The sequence below is a fragment of the Micromonospora sp. NPDC047187 genome, assembly GCF_040643355.1.
In the GTDB taxonomy this organism is placed as follows: domain Bacteria; phylum Actinomycetota; class Actinomycetes; order Mycobacteriales; family Micromonosporaceae; genus Micromonospora; species Micromonospora salmantinae.
In genome coordinates, this window is sequence record NZ_JBEYUF010000001.1 from 532,650 (window position 1) to 549,070 (window position 16,421).

Genomic DNA, 16,421 nt, shown 5'->3' on the forward strand with positions numbered 1-16,421 from the left:
GGCATCGGAGCGGAAGGTTAGGCTTCGCCCAGGCTTTCATCGAGGCTTGGAGATGTGGTGTCGCCCCGTACCGGTAAGCCCTCCTATCAGCTGTCCGCGCCTGACACGCGCCGCCGTCGTATGGCGCGTATTGCCGTCGTCGCAGCGACGATCGGGCTCGCGGCTGCTCTCGTGGGAGGTGCCGCCGGTTACACGGCCAATCAACCGGACGGCGTCGACGCGGCTGTCGCTGACCTACGCGAGGCCGAGGCGCAGCGCGATAGTCAGCAAATCGTCGAGCTGACGGCAACGGCCCGCAGCCTCCGTGCGGAGATCTCTCCCATTCTCAGCGCTCTGCGCGCGGAGACACCAACCGGTCAGCAGCCAGGCCCTGAGCAGGCGCGCCAGTGGCGACAGACCATGCTGCGGGCGGCGGAGCCCTTCGCGAATCCTCCGTCGGGCACTACCGCGACCAACGTGGCGCGTGGGGGGCTGAGTAGCGCAGTGGAGCAGGCTTCCCTGGCTGTCGAGTCGTATCTCCTCGCGGTCACCGGGCCGGCCACTCAACGGGCGGCTCTGACCGAACTGGCGAAGCGGCAGGCAGTCCAAGCGGCGGCCGCCTGGTCCATCGCGGCCACCCAGCTCGATCAGGTCAACATTGATGCCGGCCAAGGCCATCAGCATGTCTACCTGGACACCGGTCCCGGCGGAGGCGCCTTCACTCCCGACGGCGCGGCCGAGGGCTCTGGCGGGTGACCGATCGCCGGTAGGAAACGAGACCGGCTTGCGCGTGCTCGTCCGTTCTACTCGCCGGAGCCCTGGTCTCCGCGCCGCTTCGGCGGCCCACTCGCCTGGGGCCGTGCCCGGCGATGCGGAGGACTACTCGTACGGGTCCTTGGGGGCGGTCACCTGTCGCCAGGATTCGACGTCGATATAGGGGATCTCTTCGTCATTGATGGGGTCGCGGGTGACGCGGTCGGTGTAGCGGCCGGTGACCTGGATCCAGGTGTCGTTGGCCAGACCGGTGGGCACGTCACCGGCCAACCCGAGCTTGACGGGTCGGCCGTCGGCGGCGCAGCAGGACAGGATCATGCGGGCCAGAATCGGTTGTCCGTCGGGTCCCGGGGTGATGAAGCCGGTCAGTTGGACCCGCCGGTTACCGATCGACTGGCCCTTGTCGAACAGGGCGCGGGCGGCGTAGTCGAAGACACTGGTCGTCGCCGGATCGCCGGCAGGCAGGGGAGGGTAGTCGTAGCCGTAGTCCTGTTCAGCGGTGAGCGCGGTGCCCGCCTGGCCGGCGGCGTACGAGCCGAGGGCGGGCGGAGCCAGAAGTAACAGTCCAAGAGCGGGAAGGAGGAGCAGCCAGGCGACTCGTGGCTCGTGGTGGGCGTGTTCGTCGTGAAGATCTTCCGCCGTTGATCCGCTCGTGCTCTGCTCGTCGCTTTGCCGCCGATTCCCGCTCGAAGGGTCCTCAGCGTCGTTCCGGTCCTCGGGCGCATCGGCGTAGGGGCGTAGTTCGTACCAGAGGGTCATCACCGCGACGGCGATCAGCAACAGGCTGGCGGCGATGAGGAACGGTCGCAGCCCCTCCTTGACGTAGCGCAGGTAGAGGTCCGTGACGCTGGCACGCAGCACCGCGGCTCCGAAGAAGATCATGACGCAGGCCTGGGCCATCTGGTTCACAGCAGCACCATCCCGGTGATGACGGCGACCGCGACGGCGACCGTGAAGGTGGCCGGCGCGAATCGGGCGGCGAAGCGCCGGCCGAAGATACCGGCCTGCATGGAGATGAGTTTCAGGTCGACCATCGGACCGACCACCAGAAAGGCCAGTCGGGCGGTGAGGGAGAACTGCGACAGTGAGGCGGCGACGAAGGCGTCCGCCTCGGAGCAGATCGACAGCAGGACGGCGAGCCCGGCCAGGGCGAGCACGGACAGCACCGGCTGGTCGGCAAGGGTCTGCAACCACTGCTCCGGGACGACCACGTTGATGGTGGCTGCGGCCATCGCGCCGATGACGAGGAACCCGCCAGCGTGAGCCACATCGTGGCGTACGGCGGACCAGAACGCTTCCCCGCGTCGGAGCCCGTCAAGGTCGGGTCGGCGGGGGAGGCGGATCCAGTCGGCGCGGCCCAGGCGCAGCCAGAGCCAACCCATGACCATGGCGACGATGAGGCTGGCGACCGCGCGGGCGAGGACCATCTCAGGGTTGTTGGGAAAGGCCACGGCCGTCGCGACGAGGACGATCGGGTTGATCGCCGGCGCGGCGAGCAGGAAAGCCAGCGCCGCCGCCGGTGTGACGCCGCGGCGGATCAGGGAGCCCGCGATCGGCACGGCCCCGCACTCGCAGCCGGGGAGGATCACACCGGCGGCGCTGGCGACCGGGACCGCGAGGGCGGGGTGCTTGGGCAGAGCCCGGGCCCAGAACGAGCGGGGTACGAAGACCGCGATCGCCGCGGAGAGGAGCACTCCGAAGACGAGAAATGGTACGGCCTGCACCATCACCGAGACGAATACCGTCGTCCAGGTCGCCAGCGATGGCGCGGACAGCAGTCTCGCCAGGGGATCGCGCAGGAAGATGAGCAGCACCAGCACGGCGGCGAGGATCTCAACCGAACCGATCCGGCCGGCGAAGGGAAACCGAGACGGCTGAGCGCGGTCGTGCTGAGCGGCGTCGAGGGTTGGCGCTGTGGCGTGTGCGTCGCCGGGCGCGTCGAGGGTTGCCGGGTCATCGGCGGCTGTGCTGGCGCTCGACGAGGTGGTGGGCTCGGATGCGGCCACGCCGTCCCCTTCTCTGCTCTGGGCATGTGGATGTGACGGGCGCCAGTGCCACCTGCCGGGATCTCGCCGTCGATCCCCAGACACGGGAGGCGGGCATTCGTGGTGGCGAGGATCAGGGGATGGCAGGGCACCCGTGACCAAATCCTTCGTGGTGTTGGTAGTCGTTGTCGATAGGTGCCACGACGTTGTGATCTGTCCGTGACATCGTCGGCGTGCCCCTGCTGGTGGGGACGAGATCGGCCGCCGTGGCCGCGCCCGCTTCCCTGACCAATTCGGCCGTCGTCGCTGTCCGCGCGATCGAGGCGTCGTTAGCCGCCCACTGTCGGTCGTGGCGACTGCCTGTCGTGTCTGCCGACCGGTACCAAATTCGGTTTTCATTATCGCGCACTTGGAGCTGGCGCTCCCCGCAACGGGCTGATCCGTACTGCCTCGCGGCGGGCGAATCGGCAGGTCAGGAGCAGGCACGGCGGCGGTGGCGCCCGGCGACGCATAATGGTCCGACCGGCAGCGAGGCGACGTGTCGGAAGCGGCAGGCCGACGGCGGCCGAAATCACGGGAGGATGGCGGCCACGGTGAACCAGGCGATGCCGAATGTAACCCGGAACACCCGACAGCGGGCAGAGGTGCTGGCACTGTTGCGCGAGGTGGAGGGCTTCCACTCGGCGCAGCAACTGCATCAGATGCTGCTGGCGCGCAAGGCAGGGGTCGGCCTTACCACCGTCTATCGGACGTTGCAGCTGCTGGTAGATGCCGGCGAGATCGACTCGACTCGGCTGCCAGGCGGCGAACAACTCTTTCGCCGTTGCAGCCAGAGCAAACACCATCACCACCTGGTTTGCCGCGACTGCGGGCGCACGGTCGAGGTGGCCGGGCCGGCCGTGGAACGGTGGGCCGACCAGGTTGCCGCGCAACACGGGTTCGTCGACGTCGGTCACACCTTGGAGATCTTCGGCACCTGTGCCGAGTGCGTGCGCTGAGCGATCAACGGATCGTTTCTCTAGGCCAGGGCGAGTGCCGGTCGGTCCAGTCGACCGGCACTCCGATGGTCACGTGCCCTGCGGCCCGCGACGGGCGTACTTCTGACGGAACTTCTCGACGCGGCCTGCGGTGTCAAGCAGGCGTTGCTTGCCGGTCCAGAAGGGGTGGCTGGCAGACGAGATCTGGACGTCGATGACGGGGTAGGTGTTGCCGTCGGTCCATTCGATGCTCTGGTCGCTGGTGGCGGTGGAGCGGGTGAGGAAGGCGAAGTCGGCGCTTCTGTCGCGGTAGATGACGGGTCGGTAGTCGGGGTGGATTCCGGGCTTCATGCGGGTCGCGCTCCTTCGGTGTCGGTGTCGGCCAGTTCCTCGGTGTGGAGGGGGAAGCAGCCGGCGAACGGGTCGTGGTAGCTGCGCCAGGCTTCTTCGCCGTCGGCGAGTTCGGCGTCGGTGAGCAGGCAGTGGGCGAGGGTGCGGTGCAGCTCGACGGGGTCGACGTCGAGGCCGATGAAGACCAGGTGTTGGTGGCGGTCGCCGTAGTAGGGGTCCCATTCCAGGGCGGCGGCGAGGCGGCGTTGGTCTTCGACGTGCTCCCAGCGGTCCTCGGGCAGGCTGACCAGCCAGTGTCCGAGCGAGCCCATGGACAGACCGCCGCCGGCGAATTCCCAGGCCACCACGGTGTCGGGTTGGGTGGCCAGCCAGAGGTGACCTCGGGAGCGGACCATCTCGGCGTTGACGTCTTCGAGGACGTCGTGCAGGCGTTGCGGGTGGAACGGGCGGCGGGCGCGGAAGACGGTGGAGACCACACCGCAGTCGGATTCCGGCTCGTGTGTGCCCAGCGTGTAGCCCTGTAGGCCGCGGGCGAGCAGCCCGGGGGTCTCCGGTCGGTGCCGGTGGGTGTGGCGTAGTTGGCGGGTCAGCGTGCTGGCGTCGACGAGGTCACCGTCGACGCGGATGTGCACCGCCCAGGGCGCCATGCGCTGCAGCAGGACTGACAAGCGGCTGGTGTCGAAGGCACCTTCTCGGGACTGGCCCCAGAGCAGCAGGGTGTCGGCGTACTCGATCTGGCGGACCACGACGTCGGCGAGGGCGCGGTCGTCGTTGTCCGCGGCCTGGATGCCGAGTGCGGTGAGGTCGTCGGTGCTGGCGAGGCCGTCGAGGAGGTGTTCGGCGTCGAGGACGGTGACGTAGGAGTCGACGCGGATGAGCGCGGTGATCGGTGCGCCGTCGACGAGGCAGTGGGCGCAGGCGGCGGCGACCGCCTCCGGTTCGACCACTTCGGGCAGCATCAGCACCAGGTCGCGGCCTGGATGGCTGCGGGCGAGTCGGACGAGGGTGGGCAGCACGTCCTCGCGCAGTGTGCATGAGGCGCAGCCGTGCCTCAGGTTGACCTGCTCATCCTCGATGATGCCTGCGCCGGAGCGAACCACCCGACGCACGACGCCGTCGCGGATCCCGGTGAGGTCGTGCCGCACCAGCAGCAGTGACTCGTCGGCGGCGAGCAACGCCCGGGCGACGGCGAAGGTCGCCGCTGGCCAGAACCCGGACAGCACCGTCAACGACGGGCGGGTGTCCGCGTCCGTTCTGACGACGTGGGTCGGGGCCTGTGGTGACGACGACATCGCACTCCTCTCGAGGCTAACTGAAAACGATTGTCATTCTAAGCACACGGAGGTTGGCGAGGCGAACGGTGGTCCCGACGGGCGCGGCGGGTCCTGGCCGAGGCCGTCGGCAGCGACCCGGGGTGGGTCTGACCGAACGGGTGATGTAGAACTGAAAACCGTTGTCGTTATCGTTTGTCCTGAGCAAGGGAGCGTGCACTGTGTCCCGACGTTGTGACGTCACCGGCGCGAAGCCGAGCTTCGGCAACGCCGTGTCCCACTCCCATCGGCGCACCCGCCGCCGGTGGAACCCGAACCTGCAGAACCACCGCTACTGGCTGCCGTCGCAACGGCGATGGGTCAGCCTCACCCTGACGACGAAGGCGCTGAAGACCGTGGACCGCAAGGGCATCGAGAAGGTCGTCGCCGAGCTGCGCGCCCAGGGGGTGAAGCTCTGATGGCCCGCCAGACCGATGTGCGACCGATCGTGCGGCTGCGCAGCACCGCTGGCACCGGCTACACGTACGTCACCCGCAAGAACCGTCGCAACGACCCGGACCGGCTGGTCCTGCGCAAGTACGACCCGGTCGTCCGCCGGCACGTCGAGTTCCGCGAGGCCCGCTGATGGCCAAGAAGAGCCTGGTCAATCGGCAGGCGCGTCGCGAGGAGCTGGTGGCCCGGCACGCCGAGGGGCGGGCGGAGCTGAAGCGGCTGGTCGCCCATCCGGACACCGACCCGGAGGTACGCGCCGACGCGGTGCGCCGGCTGAGCCGGCTGCCGCGGGATTCCAGCCCGGTGCGGCTGCGCTCGCGCGACCAGATCGACGGCCGTCCGCGCGGGGTGCTCACCCGGTTCGGGTTGTCCCGGGTGAGGTTCCGCGAGCTGGCTCTGCGTGGCGAGATGCCCGGGGTGCGCAAGGCGTCCTGGTGATGTCAGCACATGTACCACCGCGCGCAGGTAGGCGCGGTGCTGAAAGGGGAGGTATGAATGCGATTCTGAGGGCTCGCGGTTTCGCGGCCCTGGTTGCCGGGGCGGTGGTGGTCGCCGGCACGGTGCTGGCGCCGACCGCTGCGTCGGCGGCCGAGAAGGTGGTGTTGTCCAAGGGGCACACCGATGCTGTCGACGTGCACTACGAGGATGGCGCGCTGTCGTTGAAGGTGCACGACGACACGGTCAGCCCTTCGGTGACGCGGGATCCGGCGGACGTGACGTTCCAGGTTCTGCCGGAGGCGGCGATGGCCGTTCCGGACGATCCGCGGTTCGCCTTCCTCGGGCCGGCGGGCAGCCAGGTCTGGTTGCTCCCGCTGACCCAGGATCCGGATCTGCTCTGGCCGGGTTGGAACACCACGACGCTCAGTTCGGGGGTGTTCGAGGGGAACACGGTGCGGCTCAGCCTGGTCGATGTGCAGGGGCCGGGCGCGGTCACGCTGTTCACGCAGGACTCGTTCGGCGGTCCGATCATCAAGTTCCGCGCCGACGACGGCCTGCCCGACGCGATCGACGTGCCGGTGCACACCCACGCGCACTCGAACTGGGCGTTCAGCGCGCTGGGTAGCTACACCCTGACGTTCCAGGCCGACGCGACGTTGACCAACGGCACGACGGTCAGCACCGGGCCGGTCGACTACTCGTTCGTCGTCGGCGAGCTGTCCGGCGGTGGGCCGGAGGTCGGTCTGTCGGTCAGCGGTATGGCCGACGAGTACCAGCCCAACGACACGGTGACGCTCAACGCGGTGCAGACGCCGCAGAGCGAGCTGGACCACTACCACTGGTTCAGCAGGTGCCCCGGCACGGACGACTGGGCCATCATCGCGGGGGAGGCGGGAGCGAGGTACTCGTTCACGGCCACCCGGGAGCTGAACGCCTGCGAGTACGTGGTCAAGTTGTACGGCGACGCCCACGAGGTGGTGGCGACCAGCGAACCGGTCGCCCTCTGGGTGGCGTTCCCGCCGGAGGAGCCGGGCACCTCGCAGACGATCACCGCGTCGATCGACGAGACGCAGGGTTCTCTGGTGATCAGCGTCAACCCGGACGACCGTGCCGTGGTGCTGCCGCCCGCGCAGCTCACCGCCGGTGGTGACCGGTGGGAGAGCAACGGTGAGCTCCGCCCGGTCACGGTGACCGACACCCGCGCCGGCCGACCGGGGTGGAGTGCGTCCGGGCAGATCCCGGCGGACTTCGCCGGGCCGGACGGTGCGACGTTCAGCTCCGGCTACCTCGGCTGGAACCCTCGGGTTGTCGCTCAGGGCTCCGGGCAGGGTGTCGTCGCTGGTCCGGAGGTCACGCCGTACGTCGTCGGGTCCGGCGGCGGTCTCGGTAACAGCGCGGTGCTGGGAGCGGCGCCGGGCGGTGCCGGGCGGGGCACCGCGCAACTGGGCGCGGGTCTGCGGCTGAGCCTGCCCACCGAGACGGCCGCGGGGACGTACTCCGCGACCCTCACCCTCACCGCGATCTGATCGCCCGAACCCGTCCGGTGGCCCGGCGCTGAACCGTGCCACCGGGCGGTCGCGGGGTGGGTGGGCCGTTGCCGCGACCCGCCCACCCCGCTTCATCCCTCGTACCCAGGAACGGAACCCATCCCCACCATGCGCCTGTTCGCCGCCATCGCCACCGGCATCGCCCTGCTCGGCGCGGCTCCGGCACCGCCCACGCCGGCGCCCCCGGCACCGCCGACGTCTGCCGCGACGTGGGGGGTGGCGCCGTCGAGTGCGAAGGGCCCGAACGGTCGGCCGGCGTTCACCTACAAGCTCGATCCCGGCGCCACGGTGACCGACTACGTCGCGGTCACCAACCACTCGGCGCGCCCGCTCACCCTGAACCTCTACGCCAGCGACGCGTTCACCACCGCGCAGGGCGGGTTCGACCTGCTGGCCGGTGGTCAGAAGCCCACCGATGTCGGCGCCTGGGTCCGCTTCACCGGTGGCACCGTGACCATCCCGTCCACGTCCCGCCTGGACATCCCGTTCACGCTTACAGTGCCCAACAACGCCACGCCCGGGGACCACGCCGGCGGGATCGTCGCCTCGCTCGCCGCCACGGCGCCGGACGCGCAGGGCAACCAGGTCGCCGTCGACCACCGCGTCGGCGCGCGGATCTACCTGCGGGTGAGCGGCGAGCTGCAACCGGCGCTGACCGTCGAGGACCTTCGGGTACGGCACACCGGCTCGCTCAACCCCCTGGCCGGTGGCAGGCTCACCGCCACCTTCACCGTCCGCAACACCGGCAACGTCCGGCTCACCGGGCAGCCCACGCTCGCCGCGGCCAGCCCATTCGGCCTCGGCCGGCAGGCGATCGACGCGCCGGCCCTGCCGGAGATCCTGCCCGGCGGCGAACTGACCACCACCGTCCGCATGACGGGCGTGCCCCCACTGTTCCGGCTGAGCGCGAGCGCCGCTGTCACGCCTGCCGCCGTGGGCGACCAGGTCCTCGATCCGCCGCCGCAGAGTGGCACGGCGCGGGCCTCCGTCTGGGCGGTGCCCTTGCCCCAACTGGTCCTGCTGGTCCTGCTCGCCTTCGTCGGCTGGGCGTTGGTCGCCGCCCGGCGGCGGCGGGCCCGACAGATCGCCCGGGCGGTAGCCGTCGCCCGGGAGGAGGGTCGCGCCGAGGCCAGCCGGCAGACCGAACGGACCTCGGACGGCCGCGAGGCCGCGGTCCCCGCCGGGCACGACGTCAATGAATGAACTACTACGAAGCCGTCTGGGGAGCAGGCAATGAGGATGAGAACCATGCGTGCCGGTGCCGCCGGTCTTGCGACAGCCGTACTGGCGTTGGCCCTTGGGGGTGCGCCGGCGGCCGCGGAACCGGCCGCGGTCAGCGCCGCCGGCGCGGACCTGGTTTCCGTCGCGCTCGACGGTGGCTCGATGTCGCTGCGGCTGCGCGACGCCGAGCAGGTGTCCCGCGACGTGGCCGGACACGACCCGGCCGAGGTGGTGCTCGGCCCGGCCGGCGGGCTCGCCGGCCGAGTGCCGGCAGGCAAGGGCTTCGCCTTCCTCGGTTCGCCGGGGCACGCCGTGTGGTCACTGTCCGCCGGCGACAGCGGGTTCCCCGCGCTGGACACCACCGGGGTACGCCCCGGCGTCGTCACCGACGACACGGTGGGTCTCACCCTGCGCACGGTCGAGGGTCCGGGAACGTTCACCGCGTACACCCTGTCCGGCCTCGGCGCGGCGACCCCGCTCTTCGGCAGCGGCCCGGGGTTGAAGCGGACGGTGCGGCTGCCGGTGGCGACGCGTACCGGCGGGGTGGTCTGGGCCTTCGACGCAGCCGGTGACTACCGGTTGACCCTGACCGGCTCGGCCACGCTGCGCTCCGGCCAGAAAATCAGCGCCGAAGCGACCTATCAGGTTCGGGTCCCCGCGATCAGTCCGGTCGAGCAGGCACCGCCACCTGCTCCGGCCAAGTCGGCGACGCGCCCCGACGGGCAGTCGGCAGCGCGCGCACTCGCCGCACCCCCGGTTGCGTCGAAGCCCGCTTCCACGCCGAAGCCCGCCGCGGCCGCACCGGCGGCCCCGAAGGCGGCGGCCACCACCGCCACGGGTGCCCGTCAGGTGATTGCCGACGGGCACGTCGACATGGGCCCCCAACTGTCCGGGGACAACTGGACGATCCGGATCAAGGACGACCGGACCAGCCCTCCGGTCTGGCGGGAAACCGCCGACGTGGTCCTCCAGGTCAAGGACAACGCGAAGATCACGGTGCCCGCCGGCGCCGACTTCCTCGGCAAGCAGGGCGACGCCGTGTGGTTGCTACCGCAGTCCCAACAGGCGGGCATCGTCTGGCCTGGCTGGAACACCCAGCACGAGTCCGTCGTCTCGGGGGTGAAGGGAAACGTCACGTGGACGCTGAAGGGCGTCAACGGGCCCGGTCGGTTCGCCCTCTTCCTGACCGGCTCGTTCGGCAAGGCCGACGTCTTGTTCGACTCCGCCAAGGCGTTCCCGCAGCAACTGAGCGTTCCGCTGAACACCCACGCGCACGGCAACTGGGCGTTCACCAAGCCCGGCCTGTACCGCCTCGCCGTGCAGATGAACGGCACCACCAGCGCCGGCAAGGCGGTCACCGACACGAAGACGCTCACCATCGCCGTCGGCGACAGCACCGACCCGAACAGCGGCTTCGGCTCTGGCGGTAGCACGGGGGATGGCGGCGACAATGACGGGGGAAACCAGGGCGGTGCTGGTCGTCTCCCGCGCACCGGTGCCGGCTGGGTGCTGATGGCCGGAGCGGTTGGCATCGTTTTCGTCGCCGTCGGGGTGCTGCTGGTGCTGCTGACCCGTCGCCGCCGCGCCGGCCTCGCGACGGCGGACGCATGAGGCCGCTGGTCGTGGCGCGGCTGCGGCAGGCGATCCTGCCGCTGGTGATCGTGGGGCTGATCGCCGGCTGCCGGTCGGAGGTGGCATTGACCGCCGACGACGACCGGGTCCAGGTCATCACGACCACCGGCATCCTGCGGGACCTGGTGAGCAACGTCGGCGGGGGGCGGGTGACCGTCACCTCCTTGGTGCCCGACAACGCCGACCCGCACAGCTACGAGCCGTCGCTGCGGGACGTCCGGGATGTCGTCTACGCCGACGTGGCGTTCAGCAACTACCTGCTCCTGGAAGAGCAGTCCGTCATCAAGGCGCTGGACGCGAACCTGCGCGACGGCGTACCGAACATCTCGCTGGCCGAGGGCGCGGTGAAATACGCCGCGGAGATCATCCCCCTGGTCGAGGACGTGTCGCTGGACACCATCTGGTTGGGCATGCGGGTACGCGGCACCGGTGTGGCCCAGGGGGCGAACCGCGCCTCCGACGTGCTGCTCACCGCGATCGCCGCGGACGGGCCGGGCCGGGTGCGGGCGTACCTGACGGAGTCGTTCGGCAATCCGTCGTTCTACGTCGACTCCGGCGACGGGTTCGACGCCGCCAACGGCTACCGGGACGACACCGCCACGCTGCCACCCGACGCCCACACCCACATGAGCTGGGCGTTCACCAAGCCCGGCGTCTACCGGCTGACCATGCGGGCGCACCTGGCGGTGACCCCCGAAACCGCGCCCGTGCCCCTGGGCGAGAAGGTGTTCACCTTCGCCGTCGGGGTGGACCCGCACTCGGTGCCAGGGATGGCGGGCGCGGAGGTGCTGAACTCCGGCCACGCCGACGTCACCGTCGACCTCGACGAGCGGCGGCTCTACCTGTTCGCCGACCCGGAGGGCAGCGGCGAAGCCAACCAGCGGGTGTACGACCCGGCCAGGACCGTGATCGAGGTGCCGAACAAGGCACTGCTGGAGGTGCCCGGTGACCGCAGGTTCCGGTTCCTCGGCCGGCCCGGCACCCAGGTCTACCAGCTTCCGCAGGCTGTGCTCGGCAAGCACGTGCACGGCGAGATCGACCCGCACCTGTGGCAGAACGTCCGCAACGCCATCTTCTATGTGGAGCTGATCCGGGACACCCTGATCGGCGTCGACCCGCGAGGAGCGACGGACTACCGCACGAACGCCTCGGCCTACATCCGGGAACTGGAGACGCTCGACACCCAGGTCCGCGACACCATCGCCCGCATCCCGCCGTCACGACGCCACCTGGTCAGCACCCACGACGCGTTCAGCTACCTGGGCCAGGCGTACGGGATCCGGATCTCCGGCTTCGTCACCCCGAACCCCGCCACCGAGCCGAGCCTCGCCGACCGCCGCCGGCTCACCGAGACGATCCGCAACCTGAAGATCCCCGCCGTCTTCCTGGAGCCCAACCTGGCGGCCCGATCCACCACCCTCACCGAGGTGGCCCGCGAGGAGGGGCTGCGGGTCTGCCCGATCTACGGCGACACCTTCGACCGGGACGTCACCACCTACCTCGACATGATGCGGTTCAACGCCGAATCGCTGCACGACTGCCTGACCACGGACAAGTGATGGAGGAGCCAGTGACGGCAGGACGGGCGCGAAGCCGCCCCCGCACGACCAGCGCCATCCTGCGATGCGCGGTGGCCACGCTCATCGTGCTGGCCACGACGCAGACCCCGGCCCGCGCCGAGGAGCCGACACCGGGCCTCAACCAGTCGATCGCCGCCGACCAACCCTTGGCCACCGGCCGGGCGGAACTCGCCACCGGGCACGTCGACCTCGGCCCCCGCTACGTCGACAACCAGTGGACGCTGCTGATCCACGACGGCACGCAGGCGCGACCGGTGTGGCGCAACCCCGACGAGGTCCTGCTCCGGGTCTCCGACGCCGCGCTGCAGACCGTTCCCGACGACCCGACGTACGCCTTCCTTGGCGTCGACGCCGGCAAGCGGGTGTACGTGGTGCCGCAGACCCAGAACCAGAACGTCGTCTGGCTCGGCTGGAACAGCCAGGACCCCAGGGTGATGCAGACCATCGACCGTGGCGTCACCCTGACCCTGCTCGGCGTACGCGGACCGGGGAATCTGACGACGTATCTGCAGTCGGGCAACTTAGCCGCACCCCAACCGCTGTGGCGCTCCGCCGACTCCACAGCGCAGCCGTTCTGGGCCGAGGTCAACACCCACACCCATGCCAACTGGGTGTTCACCGCGCCCGGCGTCTACCTGGTCGCGGTGCGGGCGTCGGCCGACCTGGTCAACGGTGAGACGGTTTCGGCGACCCGTACGCTGCGCATCGCCGTGGGCGACACCACCAGCGCCGACGAGGCGTTCGCCGCCACCGCGGACCTCCCCACAGCAGCCGGGCAGGCACCAACCGGGGAGGACCGAGCCGCGGACAACGAGCCTGCCGGCAGGCCCACGCCACTGCTGCTCATCGCGCTGGCGGGCGCGGCCGCCCTGCTCGCCGTCGGACTGGTCCTCCTGCTGCTACGCGGACGCGGCGCGAAGCGCCGAGCCGAACAGGAACGTGCCGCCACGGTGTCGGAGGGCCAGCGGTGAGAGCGCTCGACATCGAAGGGTTGGACGTGGACCTCGGCGGCCGGCCGGTACTGCGGGACATCCGGCTGCACCTGGACCGGGGCGAGTTGGTCGGGCTGCTCGGGCCCAACGGCGCCGGGAAGACCACCCTGCTCCGCGCCGTCCTGGCACTGACCCGCACCCGCGGCGGCACCGTGACTGTGGAGGGTAAGCCGTCGCGTCCCGGCCGTTCCGAAATCGGATACGTTCCCCAGCGCCACGAGTTCACCTGGGATTTTCCCATCTCGGTCGAACAGGCCGTGATGAGCGGTCGGACCGGCCGCATCCGCCTGCTCCGCCGGCCTGGCGTCGCTGACTGGCGGGCAGTCGGCGACGCACTGGACCGCGTGCAGCTGACCGGGTTGCGTCGCCGGCCGGTCGGTGAGTTGTCCGGCGGGCAACGTCAACGCGTCCTGGTCGCCCGAGCCCTCGCGCTCGCGCCGCGCATCCTGCTGCTGGACGAGCCGTTCACCGGACTCGACATGCCCACGCAGGAACTACTGGGTGACCTGTTCACCAGCCTGGCGGCAGAGGATCGCGCGGTTCTGATGACCACTCACGATCTCGTCGCGGCAGTGGACTCCTGCACCCGTCTGGTCCTGCTCAACGGCCGGATCATCGCCGACGGGCAGCCGGCGGACCTGCAGGACGCCGAGTTGTGGACGAAGACCTTCGGAGTGAGTGAAACCTCCCCGCTACTGAAGCTCGTGAGGGCAACCTGATGTCGATCACCCATTTCCTCACCGACCTGCTCAACCCCGACCTCGCGTTCCTGCCCAAGGCGCTGGCGATCGCGGTCATGTCCAGCATCGTCTGCGGAGTCGTCGGCTGCTACGTCGTCCTGCGCGGCATGGCGTTCATCGGCGACGCCGTGGCGCACGCGGTCTTCCCGGGAATCGCGGTCGCCTTCGTTCTGCAGGGCAGCCTGGTGCTCGGTGGCGCCGTCGCCGGTGTCGCCACCGCCCTGCTGATCGCGATCTTCTCGCAGAACCGGCGGGTCAAGGAGGACTCGATCATCGGCGTCTTCCTGGTCGGCGCGTTCGCCCTCGGCATCGTGATCATCTCGCAGGCCCCCGGATACGCCGGGTCGCTGCAGCAGTTCCTCTTCGGCTCGATCACCGGTATCCCGGACCGGGACCTGTACGTCGTCGGGGGCACCGGCCTGGTCATCCTCGGCCTGGTGCTTGCCCTGCACAAGGAATTCGTCGCGGTCTGCCTGGACCGGGAGATGTCCCGGTCCATGGGGCTGTCGGTCTTCTGGCTCGACATCGTGCTCTACGTCCTGGTCACTCTGGCCGTGGTGATCTCCCTGCAGACCATCGGCAACATCCTCGTCCTGGCCCTGCTGATAACCCCCGCGGCGGCGGCCCGTCTGCTCACCGACCGACTCGGCGTGATGATGCTGCTCGCCCCGCTGATCGGCGGCGTTGCGGCGACCGTCGGGCTGTACCTGTCCTGGAGCTACGACACACCGGTCGGCGGCACCATCGTCCTGGTCGCCACCGCGGTCTTCCTGGCCGCCTGGCTGTTCGCCCCGCGGCACGGCCTCCTGACCCGACGGTGGCGACGCCCCGGCGGGCAGGAACTCGGCGGCGACGTGCATCCGAGCCCTCGTCCAGCCCTATCGCAAGCAAAGTAAAACGACTATCGTTTCCATTAAGCGCTGGTCCACTCGGGACCTTCGCGGGAGAGGAGTCTCTTCGTGCGCAGCACCATCCGTCATCTACTGGCGTCGGGTGTCCTGGGAGTGGCACTGGTCGCCACGGCCCTGCCCGCCCAGGCCGGCCCCACGTCTGCCGTGGTGTTCAACACCGGCCATCTCGACCTCGTCGACCTGGCCTACGAGGCCGGCACGCTGGAGGTCGGCGTCCATGACGAGGGCAACGACATCGAGTACGGCGCCGACGAGGTCAGGCTGATCGTCGAGCGCCAAGCCAAGGTCACCGTCCCCGCCGACCCCGCTTTCTCCTTCCTGGGCACCCCAGGCGTGTCCCCGGTCTGGGTCCTGCCGCAGATCGAGAACACCAACCTGATCTGGCCGGGCATCGCCGCCGAGGAGATCGACGCCGGAGTCTTCGCAGGCGACGCACTGACCCTGTCCGTGACGTCGGTTACCGGTCCCGGCCAGCTCGCGATCTACACCGAGAACGCTGTCGGCCAGCCAACCATCCTGGCCGACAGCGGCGACGGTCTGCCGGACGCCATCACGGTCACCGCCGGTGACCACACGCACGCAAACTGGGCGTTCGACGAGGCCGGCACCTACCGGGTGACAGTGCGCGCCACCGGCACCCTGGCCGCCACCGGCCAGCAGGTGACCTCCGCCCCCGCCACGCTCCGCTTCACGGTCAAGGCATGAACGCCATGCGTACCCGCAACCGGTTCTTCGCCGGCCTCATCATGACGACCGCACTCCTCGTCGGCACCGCTACGCCCGTCGCGCGGCGCCGGTGGTGCTCTCCAGCGGTCATGTCGACGTGATCGACGTCGACTACGCCGCCGGTGCGCTCACCGTCAACGTCCTGGACGGAACCGGCACCACCAGCGTCGAACGCAACCCCGCCGACGTGCTCTTCCGGGTGCCGAACACCGGCAAAATCACAGTGCCCGGTGGCGCGGCCTGGTCCTTCCTCGGCACCGGAGGCCAAGCGTGGGTCCTGCCGCAGTCCAGCAGCGCCGGGCTGCTCTGGGCCGGGTGGAACACCACCGAGGTGCCCAGCGGCATCTTCCAGAACAACCGGGTCACCTTCAAACTCACGAGCGTCTCCGGCCCCGCGGGCTTCAGCATCTACACCGTCTCCGGTGGCACCCCCACCGTGCTGTTCGACAGCGGGAACGGCCTGCCCGACAGCCTCAACGTCACCTACAACACCCATGCCCACGCCAACTGGGGCTTCGACGCCGCCGGCACCTACGCCGTCACCTTCGAAGTCACCGGCAAACTCGCCTCCAGCGGCGCCACCGTCAGCTCAGGCGCCAAGACCTTCACCTTCGAGGTCCTTTCGTGACCCGTCCCACCGCGGTTGATCTGCCAACTCCTTGTCAGTATCCGCCCCGGTAGGACCGGGTGTGCCGTGGCGGATCCGATCGGCGGGGGGGCCTAATAAGATAGGGGCCGCCCGCCGCCCAATGCCACCAAAAACCCCCCTAGCCCATTGCGTTGGGGGGTGGGATGGGGGAAAACC

Annotated in this window: 17 protein-coding genes and 1 pseudogene; 14 read left to right on the plus strand and 4 right to left on the minus strand. The window is 69.9% G+C overall.

The features are described 5' to 3' along the window. Positions 1-57 precede the first annotated feature (57 nt). Entirely contained in the window at positions 58-735 is a 678-nt protein-coding gene (locus tag ABZ794_RS02240) for a hypothetical protein (protein ID WP_210780551.1), read from the plus strand. A gap of 123 nt (positions 736-858) precedes the next feature. Here the strand turns inward: ABZ794_RS02240 and ABZ794_RS02245 are convergent, their stop codons facing one another. Then, positions 859-1,662 carry a TIGR03943 family protein gene (locus ABZ794_RS02245; RefSeq protein ID WP_210780550.1) on the minus strand — a complete coding sequence of 268 codons (804 nt, stop codon included), beginning with the start codon at positions 1,660-1,662 and terminating at the stop codon, positions 859-861. After that, on the minus strand, positions 1,659-2,759 hold the full coding sequence (locus ABZ794_RS02250; RefSeq protein ID WP_210780549.1) for a permease: 1,101 nt from the start codon (positions 2,757-2,759) through the stop codon (positions 1,659-1,661). Before ABZ794_RS02250 ends, ABZ794_RS02245 begins: the two co-directional genes overlap by 4 nt. A gap of 560 nt (positions 2,760-3,319) precedes the next feature. Between ABZ794_RS02250 and ABZ794_RS02255 the strand changes: the two genes are divergently transcribed. Continuing rightward, complete coding sequence (locus ABZ794_RS02255; RefSeq protein ID WP_203118058.1) at positions 3,320-3,736, plus strand: transcriptional repressor; 417 nt, start codon at positions 3,320-3,322, stop codon at positions 3,734-3,736. 69 nt (positions 3,737-3,805) lie between these two features. Here ABZ794_RS02255 and ABZ794_RS02260 read toward each other — a convergent pair whose 3' ends face one another. Together ABZ794_RS02260 and ABZ794_RS02265 are read right to left on the minus strand one after the other, a co-directional pair. Continuing rightward, positions 3,806-4,066 (minus strand): type B 50S ribosomal protein L31, encoded by a 261-nt coding sequence (locus tag ABZ794_RS02260; protein ID WP_210780548.1) that lies wholly within the window; start codon positions 4,064-4,066, stop codon positions 3,806-3,808. Continuing rightward, a complete protein-coding gene (locus tag ABZ794_RS02265; protein WP_210780547.1) occupies positions 4,063-5,358 on the minus strand; it encodes a GTP-binding protein in 1,296 nt (431 codons plus the stop codon). Before ABZ794_RS02265 ends, ABZ794_RS02260 begins: the two co-directional genes overlap by 4 nt. Before the next feature lie 200 nt (positions 5,359-5,558). On the opposite strand from ABZ794_RS02265, the gene rpmB reads away from it, so the two are divergent. From rpmB to ABZ794_RS02325, 12 genes and pseudogenes are all read left to right on the plus strand, one after another. After that, on the plus strand, positions 5,559-5,795 hold the full coding sequence (gene rpmB, locus ABZ794_RS02270; RefSeq protein WP_210780546.1) for a 50S ribosomal protein L28: 237 nt from the start codon (positions 5,559-5,561) through the stop codon (positions 5,793-5,795). Next, positions 5,795-5,962 carry a 50S ribosomal protein L33 gene (rpmG, locus tag ABZ794_RS02275; protein WP_013287204.1) on the plus strand — a complete coding sequence of 56 codons (168 nt, stop codon included), beginning with the start codon at positions 5,795-5,797 and terminating at the stop codon, positions 5,960-5,962. The genes rpmB and rpmG overlap by 1 nt, the downstream gene beginning before the upstream one ends. Beyond that, positions 5,962-6,267: a 30S ribosomal protein S14 gene (rpsN, locus tag ABZ794_RS02280; RefSeq protein ID WP_210780545.1), complete on the plus strand. Its 306-nt coding sequence runs from the start codon at positions 5,962-5,964 to the stop codon at positions 6,265-6,267. Before rpmG ends, rpsN begins: the two co-directional genes overlap by 1 nt. Positions 6,268-6,320: 53 nt before the next feature. Continuing rightward, on the plus strand, positions 6,321-7,793 hold the full coding sequence (locus ABZ794_RS02285; RefSeq protein WP_210780544.1) for a choice-of-anchor M domain-containing protein: 1,473 nt from the start codon (positions 6,321-6,323) through the stop codon (positions 7,791-7,793). A gap of 129 nt (positions 7,794-7,922) precedes the next feature. Continuing rightward, positions 7,923-9,017, plus strand: coding sequence for a DUF916 domain-containing protein (locus tag ABZ794_RS02290; RefSeq protein ID WP_210780543.1), 1,095 nt, complete (start codon positions 7,923-7,925; stop codon positions 9,015-9,017). Positions 9,018-9,047: 30 nt separating this feature from the next. Further along, the gene (locus ABZ794_RS02295; protein WP_247668660.1) at positions 9,048-10,646 is read left to right on the plus strand and encodes a TIGR03773 family transporter-associated surface protein; all 1,599 of its coding nucleotides are present in this window, start codon (positions 9,048-9,050) and stop codon (positions 10,644-10,646) included. Then, complete coding sequence (locus ABZ794_RS02300) at positions 10,643-12,226, plus strand: anchored repeat ABC transporter, substrate-binding protein (RefSeq protein WP_357513801.1); 1,584 nt, start codon at positions 10,643-10,645, stop codon at positions 12,224-12,226. The genes ABZ794_RS02295 and ABZ794_RS02300 overlap by 4 nt, the downstream gene beginning before the upstream one ends. After that, positions 12,226-13,218, plus strand: a complete 993-nt coding sequence (locus ABZ794_RS02305; RefSeq protein WP_357513803.1) for a choice-of-anchor M domain-containing protein — start codon at positions 12,226-12,228, stop codon at positions 13,216-13,218. The genes ABZ794_RS02300 and ABZ794_RS02305 overlap by 1 nt, the downstream gene beginning before the upstream one ends. After that, the gene (locus ABZ794_RS02310; protein ID WP_210780540.1) at positions 13,215-13,958 is read left to right on the plus strand and encodes an anchored repeat-type ABC transporter ATP-binding subunit; all 744 of its coding nucleotides are present in this window, start codon (positions 13,215-13,217) and stop codon (positions 13,956-13,958) included. The genes ABZ794_RS02305 and ABZ794_RS02310 overlap by 4 nt, the downstream gene beginning before the upstream one ends. After that, on the plus strand, positions 13,958-14,875 hold the full coding sequence (locus tag ABZ794_RS02315; RefSeq protein WP_357513805.1) for an anchored repeat-type ABC transporter permease subunit: 918 nt from the start codon (positions 13,958-13,960) through the stop codon (positions 14,873-14,875). Before ABZ794_RS02310 ends, ABZ794_RS02315 begins: the two co-directional genes overlap by 1 nt. A 63-nt stretch (positions 14,876-14,938) precedes the next feature. Next, positions 14,939-15,595, plus strand: coding sequence for a choice-of-anchor M domain-containing protein (locus ABZ794_RS02320; RefSeq protein ID WP_357513807.1), 657 nt, complete (start codon positions 14,939-14,941; stop codon positions 15,593-15,595). Beyond that, positions 15,592-16,244 (plus strand): annotated as a pseudogene (locus ABZ794_RS02325) (choice-of-anchor M domain-containing protein). Before ABZ794_RS02320 ends, ABZ794_RS02325 begins: the two are co-directional and overlap by 4 nt. Positions 16,245-16,421 lie beyond the last annotated feature (177 nt).

Bases quoted from the DNA above. Each gene is read 5' to 3' on its own strand.
- ABZ794_RS02260 (WP_210780548.1), bottom strand. From the start codon at position 4,066: ATGAAGCCCGGAATCCACCCCGACTACCGACCCGTCATCTACCGCGAC.
- ABZ794_RS02265 (WP_210780547.1), bottom strand. From the start codon at position 5,358: ATGTCGTCGTCACCACAGGCCCCGACCCACGTCGTCAGAACGGACGCG.
- ABZ794_RS02285 (WP_210780544.1), top strand. From the start codon at position 6,321: ATGAATGCGATTCTGAGGGCTCGCGGTTTCGCGGCCCTGGTTGCCGGG.
- rpsN (WP_210780545.1), top strand. From the start codon at position 5,962: ATGGCCAAGAAGAGCCTGGTCAATCGGCAGGCGCGTCGCGAGGAGCTG.
- ABZ794_RS02295 (WP_247668660.1), top strand. From the start codon at position 9,048: ATGAGGATGAGAACCATGCGTGCCGGTGCCGCCGGTCTTGCGACAGCC.
- rpmG (WP_013287204.1), top strand. From the start codon at position 5,795: ATGGCCCGCCAGACCGATGTGCGACCGATCGTGCGGCTGCGCAGCACC.
- ABZ794_RS02255 (WP_203118058.1), top strand. From the start codon at position 3,320: ATGGCGGCCACGGTGAACCAGGCGATGCCGAATGTAACCCGGAACACC.
- ABZ794_RS02300 (WP_357513801.1), top strand. From the start codon at position 10,643: ATGAGGCCGCTGGTCGTGGCGCGGCTGCGGCAGGCGATCCTGCCGCTG.
- ABZ794_RS02290 (WP_210780543.1), top strand. From the start codon at position 7,923: ATGCGCCTGTTCGCCGCCATCGCCACCGGCATCGCCCTGCTCGGCGCG.
- ABZ794_RS02315 (WP_357513805.1), top strand. From the start codon at position 13,958: ATGTCGATCACCCATTTCCTCACCGACCTGCTCAACCCCGACCTCGCG.
- ABZ794_RS02305 (WP_357513803.1), top strand. From the start codon at position 12,226: ATGGAGGAGCCAGTGACGGCAGGACGGGCGCGAAGCCGCCCCCGCACG.